The sequence below is a fragment of the Amphibacillus cookii genome, assembly GCF_016908375.1.
Taxonomy (GTDB): Bacteria; Bacillota; Bacilli; order Bacillales; family Amphibacillaceae; genus Amphibacillus_C; species Amphibacillus_C cookii.
The window spans coordinates 1-23,903 of record NZ_JAFBDS010000001.1; the positions used below are offsets into that span (position 1 = coordinate 1).

A 23,903-nucleotide genomic window follows, 5' to 3' on the forward strand; every position below is an offset into this window, starting at 1 on the left:
TCTTAGTTCACGTGATAAAACCCATGTTTATTCACAGCCATCTACGAGCTCTAGTGCATTAAGATCCTATAGCCCGGGTCGCCTTTTGCAGTACAGGACCCTTTCTGCCAACTGGTATGAAGCGATTGTGATTATCAATGGGCAACAACAGACAGGGTACATTCATAAGGATCATGTTGAAACCTTTGACCGCTCTAATCAGCAATCACTGCAGGGTCTTAGTTCACGTGATAAAACCCATGTTTATTCACAGCCATCTACGAGCTCTAGTGCATTAAGATCCTATAGCCCGGGTCGCCTTTTGCAGTACAAAACCCTTTCTGCCAACTGGTATGAAGCGATTGTGATTATCAATGGGCAACAACAGACAGGGTACATTCATAAGGATCATGTTGAAACCTTTGATCGCTCTAATCAGCAATCACTGCAGGGTCTTAGTTTACGTGATAAAACCCATGTTTATTCACAGCCATCTACGAGCTCTAGTGCATTAAGATCCTATAGCCCGGGTCGCCTCTTGCAGTACAGAACCCTTTCTGCCAACTGGTATGAAGCGATTGTGATTATCAATGGGCAACAACAGACAGGGTACATTCATAAGGATCATGTTGAAACACTTGATTTATCTAATCAGCAGTCACTAGAAGGTATTGCATTAAAGCAAACCCATGTTTATTCAGCACCTTCAAAAAATTCCAACGTTTTGCGGTCTTATCAATCAGGGCATGTTCTGATGTACAAAACATACTCTAACGAATGGTATCAAGCGCTTGTGATCATCGATGGGCAGCGAAGAACTGGATATATTCATAAAAATGATGTTGAAACAATCTCTGACACCCAGGAATCTCTAACCGGTTATGCAGATAAGTCTACCACTAACGTCTATTCAAGAGCATCAAGAGATTCTAGCACTTTAAGATCCTATTCTAGAGGGCAATCCTTGCAGTTCAAAACATTCTCGTCTGAATGGTATCAAGCAATTGTGATCATTAATGGGCAACAAAGAACTGGATATATTCATAAAAATGATGTCAGATTCGATCCGATCACAAACATCCATTATACTAATTACAACTATACGTTTAGTAGTATGATAGATATTCAGATGACCCGTAGCCCACAAGCAAATGGTACAGGGACCATTGATGCAGGTAGAAACTTAGTTGAATACTATGCGAATCCTTCTAACTTTAGAGAAGGAGAAAACGGCTTCTATCAATTCCTTGTTCTATCTTCACCTGCAGGGTTAAACGCCAGTGAAGTCAATCGTTCAATTTTAAATAGTTCAACAGGAACTTTGGCTGGGACAGCTGGTGCATTTATAGAGGCTGCAAACCGTTTTAATATCAATGAAGCTTATCTTATTGCTCATGCATTGCACGAAACAGGAAATGGTTCTTCAGCGTTAGCTCAAGGTGTTACCGTAAATGGTAGAAAAGTATATAATATGTATGGTACAGCTGCTTACGACGGTTCTGCTGTTTCTAGTGGTGCTCAATATGCCTATAATAAAGGTTGGTTTACCCCTGAAGCTGCGATTATTGGGGGGGCAGAATTTGTTGCCAGAAATTATATTAGTGTTGGACAAGACACATTATATAAAATGAGATGGAATCCTGGTAATCCTGGACACCATCAGTATGCAACACATGTTGCCTGGGCACAGATACCAACAAATAGAATTGCAAACATTTACAATTCTTTAGATAATTATTTACTAAAATTTGATGTGCCACAGTTCCAGAATCAACCTGGCTATAGTGGTCCCAATCCACCACCCAATGTAATTGAATTCACTGATTTTCCTAGTGGTTCTGTTGGTATTACTACTGGTACAGGTGTCAGATTCAGATCAGTACCTTCTACCGCTTCTAATAGTACAATTATTACGACTATAGCGGATAGAAACACTAGATTAGAGTTGTTAGGTACAAATAATAAAGGCTGGTACAAAGCTATCTACAATGGAACTGAAGGTTGGATTTCTGAACAATATGTTAATGCTCTTAATGTGTTGCAAATCACTGCAACCAGTTTAAATGTTAGAAGTGGTCCTAGTACAAGCAACACGATTGTTGGCAATTTAAATAATGGTAATGTAGTAAGAGGTGTACTGGATTCCAATGATAATTTAGTTACATCAAATGGATGGTATCAAATTCATTTTGAAAATAGTCAGGCTTGGATTAGCGCTGGTTCAAATCATCAATACCTTAGCATTCGTTAATTCAAACATTTCTTAAATAAACCTGTAAAGAAATATAAAATTATATTTCTTTACAGGTTTTTTAGGCTCTGTTATTTATGTTTGGGTTATGAAAATTTAAACAAAATAACGCGCAAGCTCTAGAGCTCGTTATAGTCTTTGTTATAAAAAGCGCTTAAGAGGTTTTGATACAGCTCATAGTTAACTTACAGTTCAGCATCGTGCCAATAGAACTGGCCAAACAGTCGGTAGTGCTTATACTCTGTATGGGAGGCGTGATTGAAGTAACAGTCGCCAGTAACCTTTTAGCTAGCGATACGTTTTACATCTTCACCGTTAGACGTATTAAAGATATGGATAGCCTTAACCCGCGTCTGATTCATTGAACGATGTGAAAACGATCAATGATGATGTCTGCGTTAGGAAAGCGTTTCTTAATAATATTAACGTAAGCCGCAACCATATCAATGGTGACAGTCTTTACTTTTGTGCGCTGTTCTAGAGTGTAGTAGGTGATAAAATGACCTTTGATTGTACGGTCAACTCGATGAGGGAGAATATCAGGAAATTTCCCTTGATTCCCCATCAATATAAATTAACGCCATGGTCCTTTCGTATACTTAAATTTATCCAATGACAAGTGTACTGGTAACTTTATCTCATACGTTTGTGTTTACTTTCGACGTCCAGGTTGTTTCGTGGTTAAAATTAATTCTACAGGGAAATTTACTTGTTTTCTATCTATAAACAGAAAAATGGTATCGGTGAATGCTTTTGATGATCAAGCAATAACTTCATCAAAAGCATTCACCGATACCAAATATTGTACAGGGTAAAAAACAGCCCTCACCTTTTAAAGAACAGGAGAAGGCCGTTATATTTAAAGATTTGATTTATTTGAATTTTCATTTTATCTATTGCTAATAATATTAAGGTGTCAGATTAGTTTCATTTTGATTCTCTAAGTAAGCATTGTCTGTTCCAAATTGCTCTGTTTTGTCCATTAAGTCTAAATGTGTCTTTAATATCGTTTTAACCTCAGCTAAATGGGGTTCATCGAGTTGATAATAATAAATATTTTGACCAACTGAATTCTCTAAATAAAGATCACTACCTTCAAGGTTTAAGGTTTCAACATTTAAATCACCAGAAATACCATACGAAATAAAACTTGTCATTTCATTAAAAGTTAAATTAGTGGCCATATTGTCACCAACGGCATCAATGATGTTCCCTAATCGATTGACAGAACCTATTGATACCGCTTTGTCTAAAATTGATTCCATGATCATTTGTTGACGACGACCACGTTCAATATCACTATCCAATTTTCTTGTCCGTGCTAAAGCTAAAGCTTCTTCTCCATTAACTTCCTGTTTTCCAGGGAATAGATGGATAGTATTTTTTTGGTCATTAGAATCCATTTCAGTAAATTCATAAGGTACGTCAACGTTTATTCCACCTAAAGCATCGACGACATCAACAAAAGCATGAAAGTCAAGGCGGACAAAGTAATCAACTGGGATATCTAGAAAGCCTTCAACGGCATCAATGGTAGCACGAGAACCACCTCTAGCATGGGCATGCGTTATTTTGTCATTATAACCTACTTCTGGAATATAGACGTATGAATCACGAGGAATACTAAGTAATTTTACGCTATTCTCGTCTTTATTTAATGTTGCTAATACTAACGCATCTGAGAGTGCATTGCCTTCATTATCTCTATGTTCACTTTGATCGATACCAATAAACAAAATCGATACATGATCTTTTCCGGGATCAACATCAATGTCACGCAATTCTGAACGGTCTCTGCCATCATCTTCATAGGCATTGTCTACAGCAGTTTGTGCTCGATTTAGCATATTTAAGGCGTAAACAGATGTGGCCGTAACCAACAGTAAAATCGGTACTAATATAAATAAAATCAGCTTTCGCTTGCGACTTCTTTTTTTAACTTGTCTTTTCATTGCTCGTGATCTAGCTTGATTATTTTTTTTCATCATTAATCCCCTTAACTTAACAAAATACATAACACTAACAACTATTGTACTATTATTAAAATGAAAGGTAAATTGGTTTATTCATATATTTAATAGTTGTAACAAATTTGTAAAGTTCTACACTATTAGTCTCTTGTTTTATGATAAAAGTTACAAGGTTTTTATATTAGTAAGTTTTCAATAAATGGTAATGAAAAGGTTAGTGGTTTTGTTAACAGCGTTTTTAGTTTACCCTTCTTGACCGTATTTAATCAATAACCCAATATAAACCATCATGGTAATTGATACAGATAAAGCGGCAAATAAATAAATGAATTGATAACCGAGTAATGAGGCGATCAAACCAAATAGCATCGCACCAGCACCAACACCTAAATCAAATGCGCCAAAAAAAGTTGCATTGGCCATCCCACGCCGCTGAGTTGGCGCTGCGTTAATGGCCCAAGCTTGAAGTGCAGGTTGAATACTGCCGAATCCTAGACCATATAATGCACCTGCGACGAGTAAGGCCCAGCTTCCAGGTAACCAATACAGCTTAAGCATCGCTAACACGACTAAAACTGCACCTGGTAAAAAAACATAAATATGCCCTTTTAGGTCATACAACTTGCCACAGAATGTTTTAGAAATCAACAAAGCAATAGCGTAGCATAAGAAATAGAGTTCAATCCCTTGGACGCCTTGTTGGTTAGTATATAATGGAAGAAAAGATGTGATCCCCCCAAAAGTAACCGTGACAAAGAACAGCAATACAGAGGGTTTAACAGCACTTTTTTCAAAAATATCAAATTTTACAGTTGTCGATTTATTGGGCATGGCTTCAACTTTTTTATAATTAATTTGTGTCGCTAGTAAGATAGCAATCAGTCCAAGTGATGCGATAATTAAAAAAAGTGGGGTAAAGTTAAGCGTCCCTGCCAGCGTTAATCCAAGTGTAGGTCCGATAGCAAGCGCAAGATTTCCTGAAAAACCAAAATAAGCCATCCCTTCACCACGTCGGTTAAGTGGTGTGAAATCAGTAACGATCGTTCCGGTCGCAGTGGTAGATAATCCCCAACCAACCCCTTGAACGAGACGCATGATAAGGAGAAATGCGATGGTAGGAACGATCGCATAGGAACCAACAGACAGGACGAAAATAGCCAGACCTGTCATATAGATAATTTGTCTACCTTTTGATTCAAGTGCATGTCCTGCATAAGGTCGAAACAATAAAGATGAAAATGTAAAAATACCTGTTATTAAACCAATCATTTGATCAGTGCCACCAAGCTCTTGAACAAAAAGAGGAATCGTGGGTAAAGTCATTTGAAAGCCCAAAAAAATAAAGAAATTTGCTACACAAATAAGGGCAAAATCTTTCGTCCATATTTTTTCGGCATTTATTTGTAAAGCCATATAGACACTCCTATTAATTATTCGTTATACGAAGTATAGTATATATCAATAGGAACAAAAAGAAAACTGTCGAACCGATTCTATTTTTGTCAAAAGTCTCGCTTTTTTCTACTTTCATCGCTATAATGAAAAAATCGTAGCATTAAAGGAGGTAATAATAATAGTTAACCGTGACCCTCAACATATTCAATTAGGGATTCTTCTCCCGCGATTGGATCGATATGGTGCGCATTATCAAAGGTTAAGTGTTCTACTTAAGGCTTACCAACATCAGTATCAACGTCGACTTAACTTAGAAACCCGTTATCCATATTTAAAATTTAATTATAGTGAAGTTGTCGATGCGCTTCTCATTACACCAACTGTACTATTTATCATTGACCCACAAGCTAATCGAAAATTCATTTCGATTAAATCACGGCTCCCCTCAACTTTGAATGTTCCGATCCACCCGTTATCCGATCCTTTTTGTGATATCGCCTCAATTGCTCACCACTATCAAACGGTTTATCTTTCTCCAACTGAACTTAGGTATATCAAGCAAATCTTCACTCAGAAAAATAGTTGCAATCGGATCATCTCCACATATCACGTTCCTGACACAGCAATTAAGAAAGGGGTTTGGTGTCCAAATTGTCGAACAGTTATGTTAACTTATCAGCAACAAGCTTGGTCGTGTCCGAACTGTCATCATTACTATCCACATGCTTATGTTAATACCCTCAGAGAATTTGCTATCCTTTATGGTCCACATTTGTCATTAAGCCAGCTTTATCAATGCCTTGGTTTACCTTCAGAACAATCAATTGTTCCGCTGATTCGTGAAGCTAAATTACCTTATATCACAAAAGCTAACCAACCTATTTATTGCTTAAATCGGTTATTTAGAAAGGATCAGTATTAAGATGATTGAAACTATATTGACATTAGAGCAAACGGAGCTTCTTCAGCAATTAGAAGTTGTCAGTAGACGTTATCAGAAGCGAGATCAACGCATTGAACGTATTCAAGATCATTATCGAAGGGAGAAAGCAGGATTTAATGGAGAGAAGCAGCTGGATTATTATTTGAAATTGACATCCTTCAGTCAAGCGTGTCAACTTGCTAGTTTACGTTTGCGGAGGGGTGATCACTATTTTCAAATGGATCGCTTAATATTAACGAGAGCTGCTTGTTACGTCATTGAAGTAAAGCATTTAAGCGGACACGTTTCATTTAACAAGGCACGACAATTCATTCAGCTATACAATGGCAACGAGAGAAGTTTTCCCGACCCCTTAACCCAAGCACAACTACAAAGTAACCAACTAGCGATGTTATTGAGTGACTTAGGTTATGCCCAACGACCGATCCATCCTATTGTCGTATTTAGTCACGATAATGTGATTTTAAATGATAGTGAGCCTGAAGATTGCATTTTGATCCAGCAGTTACCTGAAAGGTTAACCGTGTTAAATCAACGTTATGAAGTGATAACAACGTTTAATCAAATCAGAAAGCTGGCTAATCATCTCAAGCAATTACATGTTAGAAAGCAAGAAGATGTGCTGACGAGATTCGATATTGATTTCAGTGAAATTCAAGTTGGCGTTCACTGCAGGCATTGCAAAAAAGGATTGGTTAAGCGGGTACATGGAACATGGAAATGTCCGATATGTGAGATGAAAGATGATGATGCTCATATAGATGCATTAATTGATTATCGAAAGTTAATTTCACGATATATAACAAATAAACAAGCACGTTACTTTTTAAAAGTCGACTCCCCTTATACGATCAGACGATTACTCTTGAAAGCACAGCTGCCTTTTCAAGGAAAAGGCAAGCAAACACGATATGATTTGAATCCACTGGTATAAGTCATTAATTTTTCGTGCGATCGCATGAAAGATAGGAAATTCGCATGAAAGATAGGAAATTCGCACGAAAGGAAAGAGCGATCGCATGAAAGATAGGAAATTCGCATGAAAGGAAGGAGCGATCGCACGAAAGATGAGAAATTCGCACGAAAGGAAGGAGCAATCGCATGAAAAAAGGAACTGGCTTAAGCCAGTTCCGCAATTTCGTTTAAATCAATAATACGTTGGTTTCGACTGCCGCGAAAATCAAGACTGAGATCACGTTCAGCCAAGATAAATGGTCCATCTACTAGGACGTCGCATTGTTTTAATAATTTCGTATAATCGCCACCTAATTCTAGGAGTTGCTCAAGTGTGTAACCCGTATATGCCCAAATGTTTTTCCCGTTTTCTCGTAATCGTTTAGCGACTTCAGCAACTTCACCTGCTTGGAAGAAAGGGTCGCCACCAGATAAGGTAACATCACATAAAGGATTGCTCATTACCTCAGCAACAATTTCATCAGCTGACATTTCACTACCATTGCGAATATTCCAGCTTTCTGGATTGTGACATCCTTTGCAAAAATGTGGACAGCCAGCAAAGAAGATGACCGTTCGCATCCCTTCACCGTCAACAACAGAGTCATGCAATATATTCAATACACGCATAAAATCACTTACCTTGGTGTTTAACGCGTTGGCTTTCTTCAGCTCGTTTTGCGGTGTTCCATTTTTTCATGTCACCCACGAGATAGCCGGTAATTCGCCGGATACGCTCAATCTTCTCTTCATCAGCATTATCGCAACTTGGACAGCTTTGGTTAATAATGCCTGTATAGCCACAGTCATTACAGCGATCGACAGGGTGATTAATTGACCCATAGCCAAAATCATGTTCAGCCATCGCTTTGACAAGTGTATCGAGTGCTTTTATATTTTTGGTGACGTCCCCATCACATTCGATATATGAAATGTGACCACCGTTACAGATTTTATGGAAGGGGCCTTCAAGACGAATTTTATCGATCGCTCGAATTTGATAATAAACGGGAATGTGGAACGAGTTTGTATAATAGTCACGCTCTGTAACCCCTGGAATAATACCAAAGCTTTCACGATCTTTTTTCGTAAAGCGACCTGATAAACCTTCTGCTGGTGTGGCAATTAATGAAAAGTTTAAGTCATATAGATCAGAAGCTTGGTCAACGCGTTCGCGCATAAATTGAACGATTTGATAACCGAGTTGATAAGCGCGGTCTGACTGGCCATGATGCTCACCTATTAACGCGACTAATGCTTCAGCTAGTCCGATAAATCCGACACTAAGTGTCCCTTGCTTAAGGACTTCTTCAAGTGTGTCAGTTGGTTTTAACTGTTCACTTCCTTTCCATACACCTTGACCATATAAAAAGGAAAAATGCTGGGCTTGTTTTTGTGCTTGAAATTCAAAGCGTTCTAACAGTTGTTTAACTACGAGATCAACATAATGACCAAGCTGATCAAAGAAGCCGTCAACGGTTTGTGAAACAAGGGCCATTTTAACAAGGTTAATCGATGTAAACGACAAGTTGCCTCGTTGAATACTATTTTCATCACCATGACGATTAGCCATTACCCGTGTTCGACATCCCATGTAAGATACTTCTGATTCTGGTGTACCATCATAATGTTGGACATTCACACTTGAATCAATAAAGCTAAAGTTAGGAAATAGTCGCTTCGCAGTTGTTTCCAGTGCAAGCTGATATAAATCGTAGTTTGGATCTTCTTCTTGGAAATTGCATCCTTTTTTCATTTTAAAAATTTGAATAGGGAAGATCGGTGTTTCGCCATTTCCAAGTCCAGCTTTTGTTGCGCGCAATAAATTTTTAACAAGCATGCGTCCTTCCTTGGACGTATCTGTTCCATAATTGACAGAGACAAATGGAACTTGTCCGCCACCGCGTGAGTGCATGGAGTTACAATTATGTACGAACGCTTCGCAAGCTTGATAGACATCACGATCAGCCTCTTGCCAAGCTGTTGCTTCAAGTTCATTTTGATCCCATTCGATCGGATAATTTGCTAAACGACGCTTATGTTTTAAATAAGACTTGCGTACATATGGAGCTAAGTCATAATCAAACATCGGATAGCTTTGGCCACCGTGTTGCATGTTTTGATTAGATTGAAAAATAATAGAAGACAATGCCATTGCACTGACAATATCAGCAGGTTCTCGCATATAACCGTGCCCAGTATTAAAGCCATCTTTTAAAATGGCACCAAGCGGAATTTGTGCACATGTGGTTGTTCCTGTCGGCATAAAGTCGAGGTCATGCGGGTGAATGAAATTATTATTCATTGCCTCAACCACATCTGAGCTCAATAATTCACTTTTGGCATAATGCTTAGCTGCCTCAGAGCCAAACTTAGACATTTGCCCCATTGGGGATTGGCCATCGACATTGGCATTTTCCTGTATTAAGTCTTGATTACTAGCATCGACAATCTCGCTAAGAGCCATCATTAATTGATCATTGCTTCGATTTGTCATTGTTGGTGTTTGCATACCATCCACTCCTGACACTATATATTGTATAAAATAAAAGGTTCCAACACAACATCTTGTATTGAAACCTAGTTTAGCATATTCGTTTTTCTCTGAACAGTTGCATAAATCACAAAAAATGATCAATAATCATTAAAATCCAACAGTGCCAATCTTTCACGCGATTGTGACAATTTTGTGTCTAATAGAATTACTATAAAACGAACCTCCAAGTAGCGGGAGGCGTTCTTCTCCCACTGCTTGGTCGTTGAGCTAGCGTCCGTTAGCACCCGCCTAAATAGATGAGCGCTGCTCTCTATTTTACGACGGGCAGTTATCTGTGATAAATAAAAGCACTTGTTAATTAAAGACCGAATGGTGTATTGAGAAAGCTATAAAAGAAACTAGCAACAATGAGTTCTCCGAATAATAAAATGAGAATATATAAGCCGACATAAAATAAGAGAACCATATAAGTCACGTCTGTTTTTCTTTTGTGATCATAAACTTCTCTAAGAACAAAGAACTGGCTGACAGTATGAATTAGAAAAATCAATAGAGAAAAATAAATCAGCAGGTTACTTAGCTCATAACTACCTAATAAAGTGATTAGTAATGAGACAAGGGCGATCGCTGTTGGTAACACTTGCAAAGCTGCGAAATGGGTTAATGTTTTGATGTAGCTTACCTTTATTTTAAATAATGCCATGATTCCAAATGTAATAAGGATCATAAGTGCAAAAGTAATAACCGTATAAAAAAATGACTTCATCCCTAAATCCCAGAATGATGGAGTTAAAAAACCATATGTTTGATTTAAGACGACAAGATAGGATTGTAATGCGAACAAGAAAGCAAATAATACAAGTGTAATTATACCATTAATCGTATCATCTCGTTGGTCGGTCATTCGAAGACTTGTTTGAAAAGGTTGCTTAATTGCATTAAGAGCAAACTGCCAATATTTCTGACCTACATCTTTACTCGTTGCTAGGAAAGCATTTTCTGTTGCCGTTTGATTTTGCTGCTCCGCTTGTTGCTGAGAACCTGTTTCTACATTATCTTGTTGATTGACTTCGCTTGCTGGTGTATGAACAACAGGTGCTTGCTCTGTTGCTGTTTCCTCTTGAACTTTTGCCCCACAATGGGTGCAAAAAACGGCATCTTCGTCAAGAGTTGCTTGACATTTAGGACACTTCATAACTTCATCTCTCTCCTTTTAAAAAATTAATGACTTTGCCTATTATAGCGAAAAATAACGATCTAATCTAGCATTAAATTAGTCATGGGTAATCTGTTCAAGGTTTGATCTGTCAAAACTGTATTTTAGCCAGTAATCATGAATGAGCCACTGGTCTTGTGCTTGATCATAGATCAGATCAAGTTGAACAGTATTTTCCACAGCTTCTAGATCTTGTTCCGCTAAGTCATCTTCAGACTCAGCTTCTGCAATTTGAAAGTGATATTCAACATCAACATCTGTATAGAACCTTTGCTCGTCTTCATCGTACCAAACGTAAAAGCTGTCTAAATCAATTAGCGTCTCAATATGAGATCCGTGCCAATAAAGGTCATTGTCGATCATATCCTCAATACTATCAATCAAATATTCATCTAGTACCCACTCATCTGTTACATTAAAATAATCAGGGTCGCGTTCAACATGTGCCTCAATAAATTCTGTGCCAAATTGATCAACCACTTCAATTATCGACGTCTTAGCTGCTTCATCTAAGGGTGAGTCAACATCTAAGTACACAATCCGTGCGTCAACTGAACTTTGCTCGGATTGGACTTCTCCCCAAGGAAAAGATAATGTCGCATAAGCTGAGTTAACTTTATCGAATGAAATGGGACGATAGCTATATTGATCATCAAGCTCCACTTCTTGATCGTCAATATAGTATTGTATCTCTTCAGCAATTAAGCTATAGTCAACAGAGAATTGTACAGAGTCACTTGAGAAGTATAACTCGATATAAGGATCATCTTGATTGAAAAGTTCCAATTCTCTAGCATCAGTTAAATAGGCAAACTCACTTTCGAATTCGGCTTCGAGAAAATACAGTCCCGGTAATAGTGGGCCAATATCGATCGTTTGATTGTCTTGATCGGTTGTTGCCACTGTTTCACCATTTAGTTGAATCACTGTATCGGCGTAATCTGCATCGACGCTTATCGTGATCGGTTTAACAACGATTTGATAGCGATTAAAGAAAAACATTGAGTCTTCCTGAATATCAAATGGCAAAAAGTTATTTAAGTCATCTTCAAGTTCACCGTTATATTTCAGGCGGAGGTTGTCGGCTAACATACTTGAATCCATCTGATACTCTTCAAGATATTCGAACAAGCGTTCAATACGATCTGCATCAATTTCTAAATCTTGATTATTCGTTGTGAGTATAGACGCTAGTGCGTCGGCATCACGCTCAGTTATTGCTGTTTCAAATTGATTAATCAAACGATCGACACTCATAAACTGCTGCCCTATTTGATAGATTGCAATGAAAATAATAATAATAGCGATAAGCGAAAAGCCAATGACTTTTTGTTTTTTACTTGCTTGTTTGATTTTTTTACTGATCGATTGTTTTTGCTCGCCTGTCGTCAGCGCTTGCTGAACGGTCTGAATAGCGGCCCCACAGCTCTTACAAAAATGATCGTGTTCATTAAGCTGTTGACCACAATGTTTACAAAAATTCATTTCATCATCCTTTGCTAAAAATAGTAATCATTGGTGCTGTTCTAAAGAAGTAGGGCGCCCTAAAAAGTAACCTTGCCCACAATGAACACCAAGTTGGCAAGCCAGTTTATATTCTTGATTCGTTTCAATGCCTTCTAAAATTAAACCAATCCCCTGGCTTTCACTGTAATCCCTGAAAAATTGAATCAATGCTTTCTTTTTACTCGATTTTTGAAGTTGTGCGCTGAATAACCGATCCAATTTAATGTAGTCAAAATCAAGGCCAATCATGACATCAAAATTAGCATAACCTTTACCTAAATCATCTAAAGCAAAGTAAAGTCCTGTTGTTTTGAGTTGATTGATTCGATAGTAGAGGTTAGCTAACTGATCCATACGCTCAGACTCAGAGATTTCAAGCACAATTTGACTCGCTAATAATTGATGGTGTTCAAGCGCTTGTTCAATAAAAGCAGGAAAGCGATCGTTAACTAATGTAGAGGGCAATACATTAACGAATAGTCGATCTTGATCTTGACTAATGGTCGAAGCAGCAAAGGTAGCGATTGCCTTTTTTATAGAAGCCGTATCAAGCTGATACAATCGTCCACTACGTCTGGCCGCTTCAAATGCTAATTCAGGATTTGGGAAATCAGTCGATCTTAATAATGCTTCAACTCCTAAACGTTTATTAGTCTGAAGATAATAAATCGGTTGAAAATGATGGTAAAATTTCTGCTCGTCAATAAAACGATCAATCAACATATTTAGCGCCCCCTGAGCCTTTTTTTTACAACTATGTATAATAAAACTATGCACCATTACAAGTATACCAAAATCATTCAGATTTCCAATAAAATCGACAAAATAAGAACAATTTACCCATTATTCTTCTGGTGCTTATGACTTAAGTCATCTTTTTTTATTACAGATAACGACCCGTAAAACGCCTACCTCAAATATTCAGCATAGATAACCTATTTAGGCAGGAACTAACTGATTCCTTCAACTACCAATTTAGTTGTAACGCTCACTGAATGAAGTTTCATTTAATGTTTGACAGTGTTAATTTTAAAAATGACTAATATACCCCCCAATTCGACAATTAATTATGCTATAATGTTTTCTGTGTAATAGAATCATTGATGAATAAAGCAGGAAATGATAGAGAAAGCGTTTAAGCAGGAGGACTTTTTATATGGAGGAAACTATCTCACTAAAAGAAATCGTCCAAGTCATTAGAAAGCGACTCGGTCTTATTTTATCATTAACCATTGGAGCTACACTGATTAGCGGATTGGTGACGATTTTCTTTATTACGCCAATTTATCAGGCGAACTCACAATTTTTAGTTAATCAAAATAATGCACAAACCGAGTCAGCGGTTGAGTTAAATGACATACGGACAAATGTTGAACTAATTAATACTTACAATGTCATTATTAAGAGTAATCGCATATTAAATGAAGTGATTAATGAATTAGATTTAACCATTTCCTCGAATGTATTAAGTGATAAATTATCAGTAGGGAATGAAGATAATTCACAAGTTGTTACGGTGACGGCGACAGACCCTGATCCAGCGATGGCGGTCACGATTGCGAATACCGTTGTTGAAGTTTTTCAAGATCAGATTGATGAGCTGATGAAGGTGGATAATGTCAGCATTTTAAATGAAGCGCAATTATCTGCTAATCCATCACCGGTTAGTCCAAATCTCACATTAAATGCGGCAATTGCCTTTGTATTAGGAGCTATGGTAGGTGTAGGTCTTGCCTTTTTGCTGGAGTTTTTAGACACTTCTGTGAAAACAGAAGACGATGTAGAAAAAGTACTGTCCTTACCAGTTATCGGTGTTGTCTCACACATAAACGATCGTGATTTGGCTGTGTCAAGTCATGTAGCGGCACGAACGACCAGAGAGAGGGGAAGTCTACATGGCAAAGCGAAAAAAACTAGTTAATAATAATGTACGCCATTTAATTACAAAGCTTAATCCGCGTTCACCGATATCTGAACAATACCGGACAATTAGAACGAACTTGCAATTTGCTGCAGTAGATGAAACCCTTGATACGATGCTTGTAACATCAGCTGGCCCTTCTGAAGGGAAATCATCAACGGTCGCTAATTTAGCGATAGTTTTTGCTCAGCAAGAAAAGAAAGTCTTGCTTGTCGATGCTGACATGCGCAAGCCGACAGTGCATTACACTTTCCGTGTTGATAATCGGCGAGGATTAAGCAGTGTATTAGTAGGGGAGATGTCCTTACTTGAAGCGCTAACGAAGTCGGATGTTGATGGGTTAGATATTCTATCTTCCGGTCCGATTCCACCAAACCCGTCAGAATTACTCGGTTCAAAGGCGATGAAACAAGTTATTGAAGAAGCGAAGGGCCATTATGACTTGATTATTTTTGATACGCCACCAGTTTTAGCTGTGACCGATGCACAAATTTTAGCGAATGTGGTAGATGGCTCCTTACTTGTCGTGCGAAGTAAACAAACCGATCAAGACTCAGCAATGAAGGCGAAAGAACTACTTGAACCCGCCAAGTCAAAGTTATTAGGTGTTGTCCTTAATGATCGGGAAGTTACGAAGAATCAGTATTATTATTACGGAGAATAGAAAATACGATCATTGATGGTCATACAAAGTTAAAAAGATAAAACAAAGGCTCTCACTATCAAAAGATAGTGAGAGCCTTCGTATTAAATCAAAAATATCCTTTTCATTTGATCATATTTATCACCGATAAACGTCCGTCAATCACCCGACTTTAATATAGATAGCATAGCTTATTTATTTAGACGCGTGATAACGGCCGCCACTAATGTCCTGATTTACTTACCAAACAAATCATTGAAGGTTCGTTTTCTTTGCTAGTTTAAAATGATGGTCAGTTGATCTGCTCTAACATCTTGATGTGATAAGGTAAGTGGAAAGATATTTTGATTTGAGCTTATTTGATCGTTGCGTCTTATCTAAGGTTTCGGTATAATGAAAATAACAAAAAAAGTATATGATACAAGCCTTCAAGGGGAGCTGAATTGGTCAGCTGAGATTGAACACGTTATGTTCTGACCCTATGAACCTGTTAGTTAGTACTAGCGTAGGGATGGTGGCTTTTTTGATGGCACGAATGAAGCAATGTAAGTGGGTCCTCCATCAGGAAGCATCCCCTAGGCATTGCTTTTTTTGTGTGCGCTAGAAAGTGTTGTACTTTCTAAGTGTAAATAGATAAATGCAGTTTTTTATAAAGATAAGTGCATCTGCATTTTTCAAATTGTCAGATTTACTGCTTAGCTTGGCAAATTTATTAACGATTTAGGAGGAAAAGCCATTGCAATCAAAACAAACATTATTTTTAATTGAAATTGCTGTTTTTACAGCACTTGCACTTGCTTTAGACTTATTACCTTTTCTAGCATTTAAAATATGGCCGCAAGGTGGATCGGTGTCATTTGCGATGATCCCGATTTTTATTGTTGCTTTTCGTTGGGGATTAAAAGGTGGTTTACTTGCAGGATTTCTTTTTGGGTTGTTACAAATCGCAACAGGCACGGCTTGGATTGCCCATCCTGTTCAAGGCGCTCTAGATTACCCTGTTGCCTTCACCGTACTTGGCTTAGCCGGTCTCTTTGCGCCTGCGGTCCAGTCAGCTTTGAAAAATGACAATACAAAACGCTTTATTGGTATGGTAACACTAGGTGTGCTTGTCGGCATTTTATTACGGTTTGTTGCCCACTATTTAGCAGGTGTCGTTTTTTTTGAATCATTAATTGATGGGATGAACATTTGGGTCTACTCACTTGTTTATAATGGCTCATACTTGTTGCCATCTTTCTTTATCAACGTACTTGCTGTGAGCTTCTTGTTCAATAAGCGACCGAATCTAGTCGCAACAACTGCTTAAATTCCGGTTATCCTCATAGGACCCGTAAGATCTGAGAACTGCCTAATTACAGGTGGTTCTTTTTTTAATCTAAGTTTTTCGAGCGAACGCACGACAAACGAGGAAATCGCATGAAAGGATTGAGCGAACGCACGAAAAAAGCGAGTGTTCGCGCGTAAAAAAGTATTCTGGCAAGAAAGATGACAGCTCTGAGCAGGAAAGTTATATATGGTAGATTATTTACTTATTTCGGGGTTTGTGGTAGATTCTTAAGTAATGAGTAAAAAGAACTATTTAATTTGAAAAATAGAAAATTTGGATGATATGATTTTTAATTGGAGGCTGTTATAATATGTTAAATATAGCAGTTTTGCTTTCTTAGTTTACAATTCGACTTATACATCGATTAGAAATGTAATAAGTTTTGTTTAAGAATGGAAAGAATTCAGACACGAGGATGTTTTCCATGATTGATACACATTGTCACCTGTTTCCAACTTTGATGATAGATCCATGCTTATGGAAGAAAATGTTATAATAGGGAGAATTGCTACGAGTGAAGGTGCTGATATGATTATAGCTACTGCACCATAAGCGTAGTCATTTTAACAATCTAAAAGCCAACATATCTAGAGGAAACTCGTTTATTAAATGATCGCTTAGAGGCTGAAGGGATAAAAGTAACCGTGATACCTGGACAAGAAGTTTATCTCTATCATGATATGATTAGAGATCACGAGCGCGGTCACTTATTAGAGATTAATCGAAATAGCAGTCATATCTATATTGAATTACCTTTTGAGGCGATTCCCCGCGCAATTGAAACGGCTATTATTTGAGCTGAAAGTTCATGGTTTGACGCCAATTGTAACGCAACCTGAGCGAAATAACACATTCTATCCACACCCAATCTACTCTATGAATGGATATTGGCGCAAGTTTTAAAACAAAGTCTTACTTGAAAGTATGGCAAAAAAGTTAAAAACTTCGTAGCAGAAATACGAGATGCAGAACTTGCTCACTTAATAGATTCAGGTGTCTGACTCACCCTTCTGTATAGAGGAAGCTGATCAGCTCATTAAAAAACAGCATGGCGGTCGAGGCTTAATACTCTAAATGAATGCTTCAGCTTTAGTTGATGGGCAGATGCTTGAGGTTGAACAGCCTCAGCGTTTTAAAAAAAGGAAGTTGTTTGATTTATTTTAGGTTACTTAGAAGTATGGAGTGAATTAGTTAGTAAATTAAGCTTATTCTACCATTAATTTTAATACATTCAACGATTAAAAAGAGTTAACTGAGGTTTCAATTACTGAAGGAAACTGCTATACTTTTAGTGTTGACCTCAAACGAAACCAAATAAAGTCAAACGAAAGGGGAGTGTTGCATTTGATCGACATACACTGTCATATATTACCCGGAATTGATGATGGGGCAAAGCAGCTTGAGGACAGTTTAGCCATGGCGAAGGAAGCTGTTTGTCAAGGGGTTCATACGATTATTGCAACACCTCATCATAAAAATGGTCAGTATGAAAATAATAAGCTATCAATCTTACAACATGTTAAACAATTGAACGCAAAAATTAATGAAGCTGATATTCCATTAACGATTTTACCGGGACAAGAAATACGAATTTATGGGGAAATGGTTGAAGATTTCGAGCGAGGCGAATTATTAACTCTAAATGAGACAAGTCAATATGCATTTGTTGAATTACCTACTAACCATGTGCCAAGGTATACAGAAAAGCTATTATTCGATTTGCAAGTGAATAATATAACACCAATTATTGTTCATCCAGAACGGAATACAGAATTATTAGAACATCCTAATCACCTTTATGATTTCGTTCGTAATGGGGTGTTAACACAAGTGACTGCAGCAAGTCTTGTTGGTAAATTTGGTAAGAAGATTAAGAAATTTTCTCATGAATTAATTGAAACGAATTTAACACATTTTATTGCTTCAGATGCGCATAATCTCAAATCACGAAGCTTTATGATGGCGGAAGCAACGGAGCAATTCAAGGACTTGTATGGTCAACACTACTTATATACATTTATGGAAAATGCACAACTGTTAATAGATGGCGAAACGATTTATGTTGATGAGCCACATCGGATTACAAAGAAAAAGTTTCTCGGTCTATTTTAAAACGATACCTTTCGGTAAAGGAGCTAATATATAATGAAGAAAGTCAAAAAAGCAATTATTCCAGCCGCAGGTTTAGGGACTCGCTTTTTACCGGCAACGAAGGCCATGCCAAAAGAAATGTTGCCAATTGTTGATAAACCAACGATTCAATACATTGTTGAAGAGGCGGTTGCTTCAGGAATTGAGGATATTATTATTGTAACAGGTAAAGGAAAGCGCGCAATTGAAGACCATTTTGATTTCGCACCAGAACTTGAGCAAAATTTAAAAGAAAAGAATAAACTTAATTTATTGCATAAAGTTGAGCAGTCAACGAATTTGGCTGATATACATTATATACGTCAAAAGGAACCGAAAGGCTTAGGTCACGCCGTCTGGTGTGCGCGTAAGTTTATTGGCGATGAACCATTTGCTGTCCTTCTAGGTGACGACATTGTCCAAAGTGATGTGCCATGCTTAAAACAGTTGATTAATCAATATGAAGAAACAGAATCATCAGTGATTGGTGTGCAACAAGTACCAGAAGACCGCACGAATCGCTATGGCATTGTTGATCCAGGTGATAAAAATGGCCGTCGCTATCAAGTTAATCACTTTGTTGAAAAACCAGCATTGGGTACAGCGCCATCTAACCTAGCGATTATGGGACGCTATGTTTTCACACCAGAAATCTTTCGCTTCTTAGATCGTCAGCAAATTGGTGCTGGAGGGGAGATTCAGTTAACCGATGCGATTCAAATGTTAAATGAAATCCAAAAGGTTTACGCCTATGATTTTCAAGGGCATCGTTTTGATGTGGGTGAACAGCTTGGTTTTGTTCAAACAACGATTGAATTTGCTTTACAAGATAAAGAGATTGGTGAGGATGTCAAGAAGATGTTACTTGAATTGACAGAGCAGTTTAAAGTGAAGCAATAATTAAAATGATTTAGTTGCAGGAATTGTGCTGCATTCTCTTCATATCCATAAAGATGAATTTATTAAAAGGAGCTCGTCCTATGTCCTATCGAAATCGGATGATTTTACTTATTCTATTAGATACACTAGTTGTTGGATCAACAATTATTGTAGCATCGTGGATTGTCTATCCATCGATGACAGTTTGGTCATCCACTACCGTATTTGCAAGTATGCTAGCATTATTGATCTTTCACCATATATATGCATTCTTATTTAAACTTTATCATAAAGTCTGGGCTTATGCGAGTGTGAATGAGCTTAAAGCAATTGTCTATGCTGTCTCTCTATCTGTGATTTCAACAGCTATTATTCAATTTTTTATTAATAACTTTACTGTTTATCGGCGCGCATTGATTGTGACTTGGTTGTTACATGTGACTTTTATCGGTGGGTCACGCTTCATTTGGCGCTTATTTAGAGATCGCTACATTAGTTCAGATAAGAAGCGGAAACGGACATTAATTGTTGGTGCTGGTGCTGCAGGCGCGATGATTGCCCGTCAATTAACAACAGGACCTAGCGGTTCTGATCTTTATCCGGTGGCTTTTGTAGATGACGACCTCTTTAAACAAAAAATGCACCTCTTTAATATCCGAGTCGCTGGAACAACTGCTGATATCGCAAAAGTGGTTGAAATGAAAAAAATTGATCATATTATTATTGCGATCCCTTCATTGCGCAACGGTGAGCTGACTGAAATTATAGCAAGCTGTAATGAAACAGAAGCAAAGGTGCAAATTTTGCCGAAAATTGAAGATATTGCGACGGGGCGTGTATCAGTTAAGGCATTGCGTAATGTTGATGTAGAAGATGTATTAGGGCGCCCACCCGTTGAGTTGGATATTCAAGCGATCTCACAATATGTTTCTTGTCATACGATAATGGTCACAGGAGCCGGGGGATCAATTGGCTCGGAAATTTGTCGGCAATTGATGCGTTTTAATCCAGGTCGAATCCTATTAGTCGGACATGGTGAATTTAGTATCTATTCGATTGATATGGAGTTACGCCAAGTTTTTGCTGGAACAGAAACGGAGATCGTTCCAATAATCGGCGATGTTCAAGATCGGGCGCGGATGTTTGAGATTGTTAGTGACTATCAACCGAGCATCATTTATCATGCCGCTGCCCATAAACATGTACCATTGATGGAATATAATCCACATGAAGCCATTAAGAATAACGTGATTGGTACAAAAAATGTTGCCGAAGCTGCTGACACTTATAATATTGATACCTTTGTCCTTGTTTCAACAGATAAGGCGGTTAATCCAACTAATGTGATGGGAGCAACAAAACGGATTGCTGAAATGGTGATTCAGGATTTAGCAGCCAAGAGTGAAACCAAGTTTGTTGCCGTTCGATTTGGTAATGTACTCGGCAGTCGTGGCTCGGTTATTCCACTGTTTAAAAAACAGATTGCCAATGGAGGCCCTGTCACCGTCACGCATCCAGATATGACCCGTTATTTTATGACCATACCAGAAGCATCGCGTTTAGTTATTCAAGCAGGCACACTAGCCAAAGGTGGCGAAATTTTTGTGCTAGATATGGGCGAACCTGTTAAAATTGTTGACTTAGCAAAAAACATTATTAAACTATCAGGCTATACACTAGAAGATATCCCAATAGAATTCACCGGCATTCGACCGGGTGAGAAGATGTATGAAGAATTACTTGATGATGATGAAATACACCCCGGAGAAATTTATAAAAAGATCTATGTTGGGCGCACAAGAGCAGTCGATACCAATGAATTATTACGATTAATTGACCAATTTGATCAATATAATCAACAACAGCTGAAAGATGAACTTATGCGGATCGTCTATGCGGATCAGGAAGTTAAATCGAGCATTTCTTAAACGTTTTAAAGGAGATGATCACCATGTACATCAAAATTAAAAGATTAGTAGATATCACCTTAGCCATGGTCGGCCTTATCCTACTTGTGCCTGTGTTTCTTGTTCTTATCATTGGAATTAAAATCGATTCAAAAGGTCCTATTCTATTTAGACAGAAGCGAATAGGTAAAGATAAAGTGCCCTTTCATATCTTAAAATTCAGAACGATGCGGATAGATACACCTAAAGATACACCAACACATCTTTTAGCTGATCCCACCCAATACATTACGACAATGGGCAAGTTTTTGCGTAAAACAAGTCTTGATGAATTACCACAAATCTTTAATATTTTAGCTGGACAAATGGCGATCGTTGGTCCGCGCCCCGCGTTATGGAACCAATATGACTTAATTGAAGAACGCGATAAGTACAATGTCCATGATGTGCTTCCTGGCTTAACCGGTTGGGCACAAATTAATGGGCGTGACGAATTGCCAATAGAGGTAAAAGCTCGTCTAGACGGTGAATATATTAAAAATTTCGGAGTGAAAATGGATCTGAAATGCTTTTTCGGGACCTTCCTCTCAGTATTAAGAAGTGATGGCGTCGTTGAAGGCGGAACAGGCAAGACTGAACAGGCAGAACAAAAAGCGAAGGAGTCCATCTAACGATGAAGCGCATTTTAATTACAGGTAAAAACAGTTATATTGGCAACAGCTTAACGCACTGGCTAGCCCAATATCCCGATGATTATCAGATCAATAGCTTAGATATGCGAGACGACAAGTGGAAAGAAGCGGACTTCTCTCCCTATGATGTCGTCTTTCACGTTGCCGGGATTGCGCATGTATCGAGAGATCCAAAACTACAAGATTTATATTATAAAGTCAATCGCGATCTAACGATTGAAACCGCCAAAAAAGCTAAAGCAGAAGGCGTAAAACAATTTATCTTTATGAGCAGTATTATTGTATATGGTGATAGCTCCAAAGAGATGCAAGTCATCACTAGAGAAACGAAGCCTAATCCAAGTAATTTCTATGGTGACAGTAAACTTCAAGCAGAAGAAGGTATCATGTCGATCTCAGATGAGCAGTTTAAAGTGATGATTTTGCGTCCACCAATGATTTATGGGAAAGGTTCAAAAGGAAATTATCCGAAGCTAGCCAAAGTAGCACGAAAACTACCGTTTTTCCCTAATATCGATAACCAACGAAGCATGTTGCATATCGATAACTTAACCGAATTTTTACGTCTAGTGATTGACCATGAGGAATCCGGGTTATTCTTTCCGCAAAATAAAGCATACGTTAAGACAAGTGAGATGGTAAGTTTAATTGCAGAAACACATGGAAAGCACATCAGATTAATAAAAATATTTAATCCATTAATCAAACCATTTATTAATCGAATCCAACTTGTCAATAAAGTGTTTGGTAATCTTGTGTATGAGCAGGCGATTAGTGACTATAAACATGAATACCAAGTCAATGATTTAAAAACATCGATTCGAGTAACAGAGAGTGGGTAATAGGTTGGATCAGAAGTATAGCGTATTAATGTCTCTATATTATAAAGAAAAATCAGAATATCTTACAAAAAGTATTGATAGTATGTTAGAACAAACAGTCAAACCTGATGAAATCATTATTGTGAAAGATGGAGAGTTAACTCAGGAATTAGAAGACATACTTTCAATTTATCATAGAAAGTTTAGTTCCCTTATCAAATTGGTTCCACTAGAAACTAATGTGGGTCTTGGCAAAGCTTTAGACATAGGTTTGAACTACTGTTCAAATCAACTAGTGGCAAGAATGGATACTGATGATATTTCACTACCAGAGCGCTGTGAAAAACAGTTGAAAATGTTTCAAGAAAATAGTGAATTAAGTATTGTAGGAGCAATGATTGATGAGTTTTATGAGAAACCTTCTAATGTTGTATCTTCAAGGGTTGTACCTACAAGTCACAAAGATATTGTTGCATTCATTAAGAGAAGAAGTCCTTTTAACCACCCTACTGTCATGTTTAAGAAAGACGCAGTTATTAGTAGTGGAGGGTACGGTAATCTAAGAAGAAAGCAAGATTTAGACTTATTTTCCCGGATGATTAATAAAGGCCACAAGGCTGCTAATATTGATGAATCTTTACTTTTGTTCAGATCGAATGAAGATAATTTTAAACGAAGAAAAAGTTGGTCTTACTGTAAAAGTTATATCGATGTTCAGTATACTATATGGAGACGAGGGCATTGTTCACTAATTGATTTAATGGTGGTTACTAGTGGACAATTATTTATGTTTGTGGCACCCATGTGGATGTTAAAATACTTTTCTAGCAAATATTTAAGACAACAAAAATGAATTAGCTAGTATGCTT

General features: G+C 37.7%; 21 protein-coding genes and 1 riboswitch. Of the genes, 13 read left to right on the forward strand and 8 right to left on the reverse strand.

Going from position 1 to position 23,903, the window contains the following annotated elements; all coding sequences use genetic code 11:
- A partial coding sequence (locus JOE23_RS00005) for an SH3 domain-containing protein (RefSeq protein WP_204435236.1) occupies nucleotides 1-2,230 on the forward strand: 2,230 nt, incomplete at its 5' end.
- Between the two features lie 358 nt (nucleotides 2,231-2,588).
- On the opposite strand, the gene JOE23_RS00010 is transcribed toward JOE23_RS00005, so the two are convergent.
- The 3 genes from JOE23_RS00010 to JOE23_RS00020 form a co-directional block, all read right to left on the reverse strand.
- Nucleotides 2,589-2,795 (reverse strand): transposase, encoded by a 207-nt coding sequence (locus JOE23_RS00010; protein WP_239585210.1) that lies wholly within the window; start codon nucleotides 2,793-2,795, stop codon nucleotides 2,589-2,591.
- Between the two features lie 343 nt (nucleotides 2,796-3,138).
- Complete coding sequence (locus tag JOE23_RS00015) at nucleotides 3,139-4,215, reverse strand: LCP family protein (RefSeq protein ID WP_204435238.1); 1,077 nt, start codon at nucleotides 4,213-4,215, stop codon at nucleotides 3,139-3,141.
- A 228-nt stretch (nucleotides 4,216-4,443) separates the two neighbouring features.
- Nucleotides 4,444-5,613, reverse strand: a complete 1,170-nt coding sequence (locus tag JOE23_RS00020) for an MFS transporter (protein WP_204435239.1) — start codon at nucleotides 5,611-5,613, stop codon at nucleotides 4,444-4,446.
- Nucleotides 5,614-5,824: 211 nt separating this feature from the next.
- Here JOE23_RS00020 and JOE23_RS00025 point away from each other — a divergent pair, with 211 nt between their 5' ends.
- Together JOE23_RS00025 and JOE23_RS00030 are read left to right on the forward strand one after the other, a co-directional pair.
- Entirely contained in the window at nucleotides 5,825-6,517 is a 693-nt protein-coding gene (locus tag JOE23_RS00025; protein ID WP_204435240.1) for a hypothetical protein, read from the forward strand.
- Between the two features lies 1 nt (nucleotide 6,518).
- Nucleotides 6,519-7,472, forward strand: a complete 954-nt coding sequence (locus tag JOE23_RS00030; protein WP_204435241.1) for an NERD domain-containing protein — start codon at nucleotides 6,519-6,521, stop codon at nucleotides 7,470-7,472.
- 185 nt (nucleotides 7,473-7,657) lie between these two features.
- On the opposite strand, the gene nrdG is transcribed toward JOE23_RS00030, so the two are convergent.
- The 5 genes from nrdG to JOE23_RS00055 all read right to left on the reverse strand — a co-directional run bounded on the left by nrdG (nucleotide 7,658) and on the right by JOE23_RS00055 (nucleotide 13,434).
- On the reverse strand, nucleotides 7,658-8,122 hold the full coding sequence (gene nrdG, locus JOE23_RS00035; protein ID WP_204435242.1) for an anaerobic ribonucleoside-triphosphate reductase activating protein: 465 nt from the start codon (nucleotides 8,120-8,122) through the stop codon (nucleotides 7,658-7,660).
- Nucleotides 8,123-8,126: 4 nt separating this feature from the next.
- On the reverse strand, nucleotides 8,127-10,004 hold the full coding sequence (locus tag JOE23_RS00040; protein ID WP_420827524.1) for an anaerobic ribonucleoside triphosphate reductase: 1,878 nt from the start codon (nucleotides 10,002-10,004) through the stop codon (nucleotides 8,127-8,129).
- A 343-nt stretch (nucleotides 10,005-10,347) separates the two neighbouring features.
- Nucleotides 10,348-11,184 (reverse strand): zinc ribbon domain-containing protein, encoded by an 837-nt coding sequence (locus JOE23_RS00045; protein WP_204435243.1) that lies wholly within the window; start codon nucleotides 11,182-11,184, stop codon nucleotides 10,348-10,350.
- A gap of 78 nt (nucleotides 11,185-11,262) precedes the next feature.
- On the reverse strand, nucleotides 11,263-12,690 hold the full coding sequence (locus tag JOE23_RS00050) for a zinc ribbon domain-containing protein (RefSeq protein WP_204435244.1): 1,428 nt from the start codon (nucleotides 12,688-12,690) through the stop codon (nucleotides 11,263-11,265).
- Nucleotides 12,691-12,717: 27 nt separating this feature from the next.
- Nucleotides 12,718-13,434, reverse strand: coding sequence for an EAL domain-containing protein (locus JOE23_RS00055; protein WP_204435245.1), 717 nt, complete (start codon nucleotides 13,432-13,434; stop codon nucleotides 12,718-12,720).
- A gap of 433 nt (nucleotides 13,435-13,867) precedes the next feature.
- Between JOE23_RS00055 and JOE23_RS00060 the strand changes: the two genes are divergently transcribed.
- The 10 genes from JOE23_RS00060 (at nucleotide 13,868) to JOE23_RS00105 (ending at nucleotide 23,887) form a co-directional block, all read left to right on the forward strand.
- Entirely contained in the window at nucleotides 13,868-14,632 is a 765-nt protein-coding gene (locus JOE23_RS00060) for a YveK family protein (RefSeq protein ID WP_204435246.1), read from the forward strand.
- On the forward strand, nucleotides 14,607-15,296 hold the full coding sequence (locus tag JOE23_RS00065; RefSeq protein WP_204435247.1) for a CpsD/CapB family tyrosine-protein kinase: 690 nt from the start codon (nucleotides 14,607-14,609) through the stop codon (nucleotides 15,294-15,296). Before JOE23_RS00060 ends, JOE23_RS00065 begins: the two co-directional genes overlap by 26 nt.
- Nucleotides 15,297-15,696: 400 nt before the next feature.
- Nucleotides 15,697-15,804: riboswitch (TPP riboswitch) on the forward strand.
- Between the two features lie 207 nt (nucleotides 15,805-16,011).
- Nucleotides 16,012-16,584, forward strand: coding sequence for an energy-coupled thiamine transporter ThiT (gene thiT, locus JOE23_RS00070; RefSeq protein WP_204435248.1), 573 nt, complete (start codon nucleotides 16,012-16,014; stop codon nucleotides 16,582-16,584).
- 665 nt (nucleotides 16,585-17,249) lie between these two features.
- On the forward strand, nucleotides 17,250-17,402 hold the full coding sequence (locus JOE23_RS00075) for a hypothetical protein (RefSeq protein ID WP_204435249.1): 153 nt from the start codon (nucleotides 17,250-17,252) through the stop codon (nucleotides 17,400-17,402).
- 547 nt (nucleotides 17,403-17,949) lie between these two features.
- A complete protein-coding gene (locus JOE23_RS00080) occupies nucleotides 17,950-18,717 on the forward strand; it encodes a tyrosine-protein phosphatase (protein ID WP_204435250.1) in 768 nt (255 codons plus the stop codon).
- Nucleotides 18,718-18,750: 33 nt separating this feature from the next.
- A complete protein-coding gene (gene galU, locus JOE23_RS00085) occupies nucleotides 18,751-19,635 on the forward strand; it encodes a UTP--glucose-1-phosphate uridylyltransferase GalU (protein ID WP_204435251.1) in 885 nt (294 codons plus the stop codon).
- 80 nt (nucleotides 19,636-19,715) lie between these two features.
- Complete coding sequence (locus JOE23_RS00090) at nucleotides 19,716-21,542, forward strand: polysaccharide biosynthesis protein (protein ID WP_204435252.1); 1,827 nt, start codon at nucleotides 19,716-19,718, stop codon at nucleotides 21,540-21,542.
- A gap of 23 nt (nucleotides 21,543-21,565) precedes the next feature.
- On the forward strand, nucleotides 21,566-22,192 hold the full coding sequence (locus tag JOE23_RS00095) for a sugar transferase (protein WP_204435253.1): 627 nt from the start codon (nucleotides 21,566-21,568) through the stop codon (nucleotides 22,190-22,192).
- Between the two features lie 2 nt (nucleotides 22,193-22,194).
- The gene (locus JOE23_RS00100) at nucleotides 22,195-23,055 is read left to right on the forward strand and encodes an NAD-dependent epimerase/dehydratase family protein (RefSeq protein ID WP_204435254.1); all 861 of its coding nucleotides are present in this window, start codon (nucleotides 22,195-22,197) and stop codon (nucleotides 23,053-23,055) included.
- A gap of 4 nt (nucleotides 23,056-23,059) precedes the next feature.
- On the forward strand, nucleotides 23,060-23,887 hold the full coding sequence (locus tag JOE23_RS00105) for a glycosyltransferase (RefSeq protein ID WP_239585189.1): 828 nt from the start codon (nucleotides 23,060-23,062) through the stop codon (nucleotides 23,885-23,887).
- Nucleotides 23,888-23,903 lie beyond the last annotated feature (16 nt).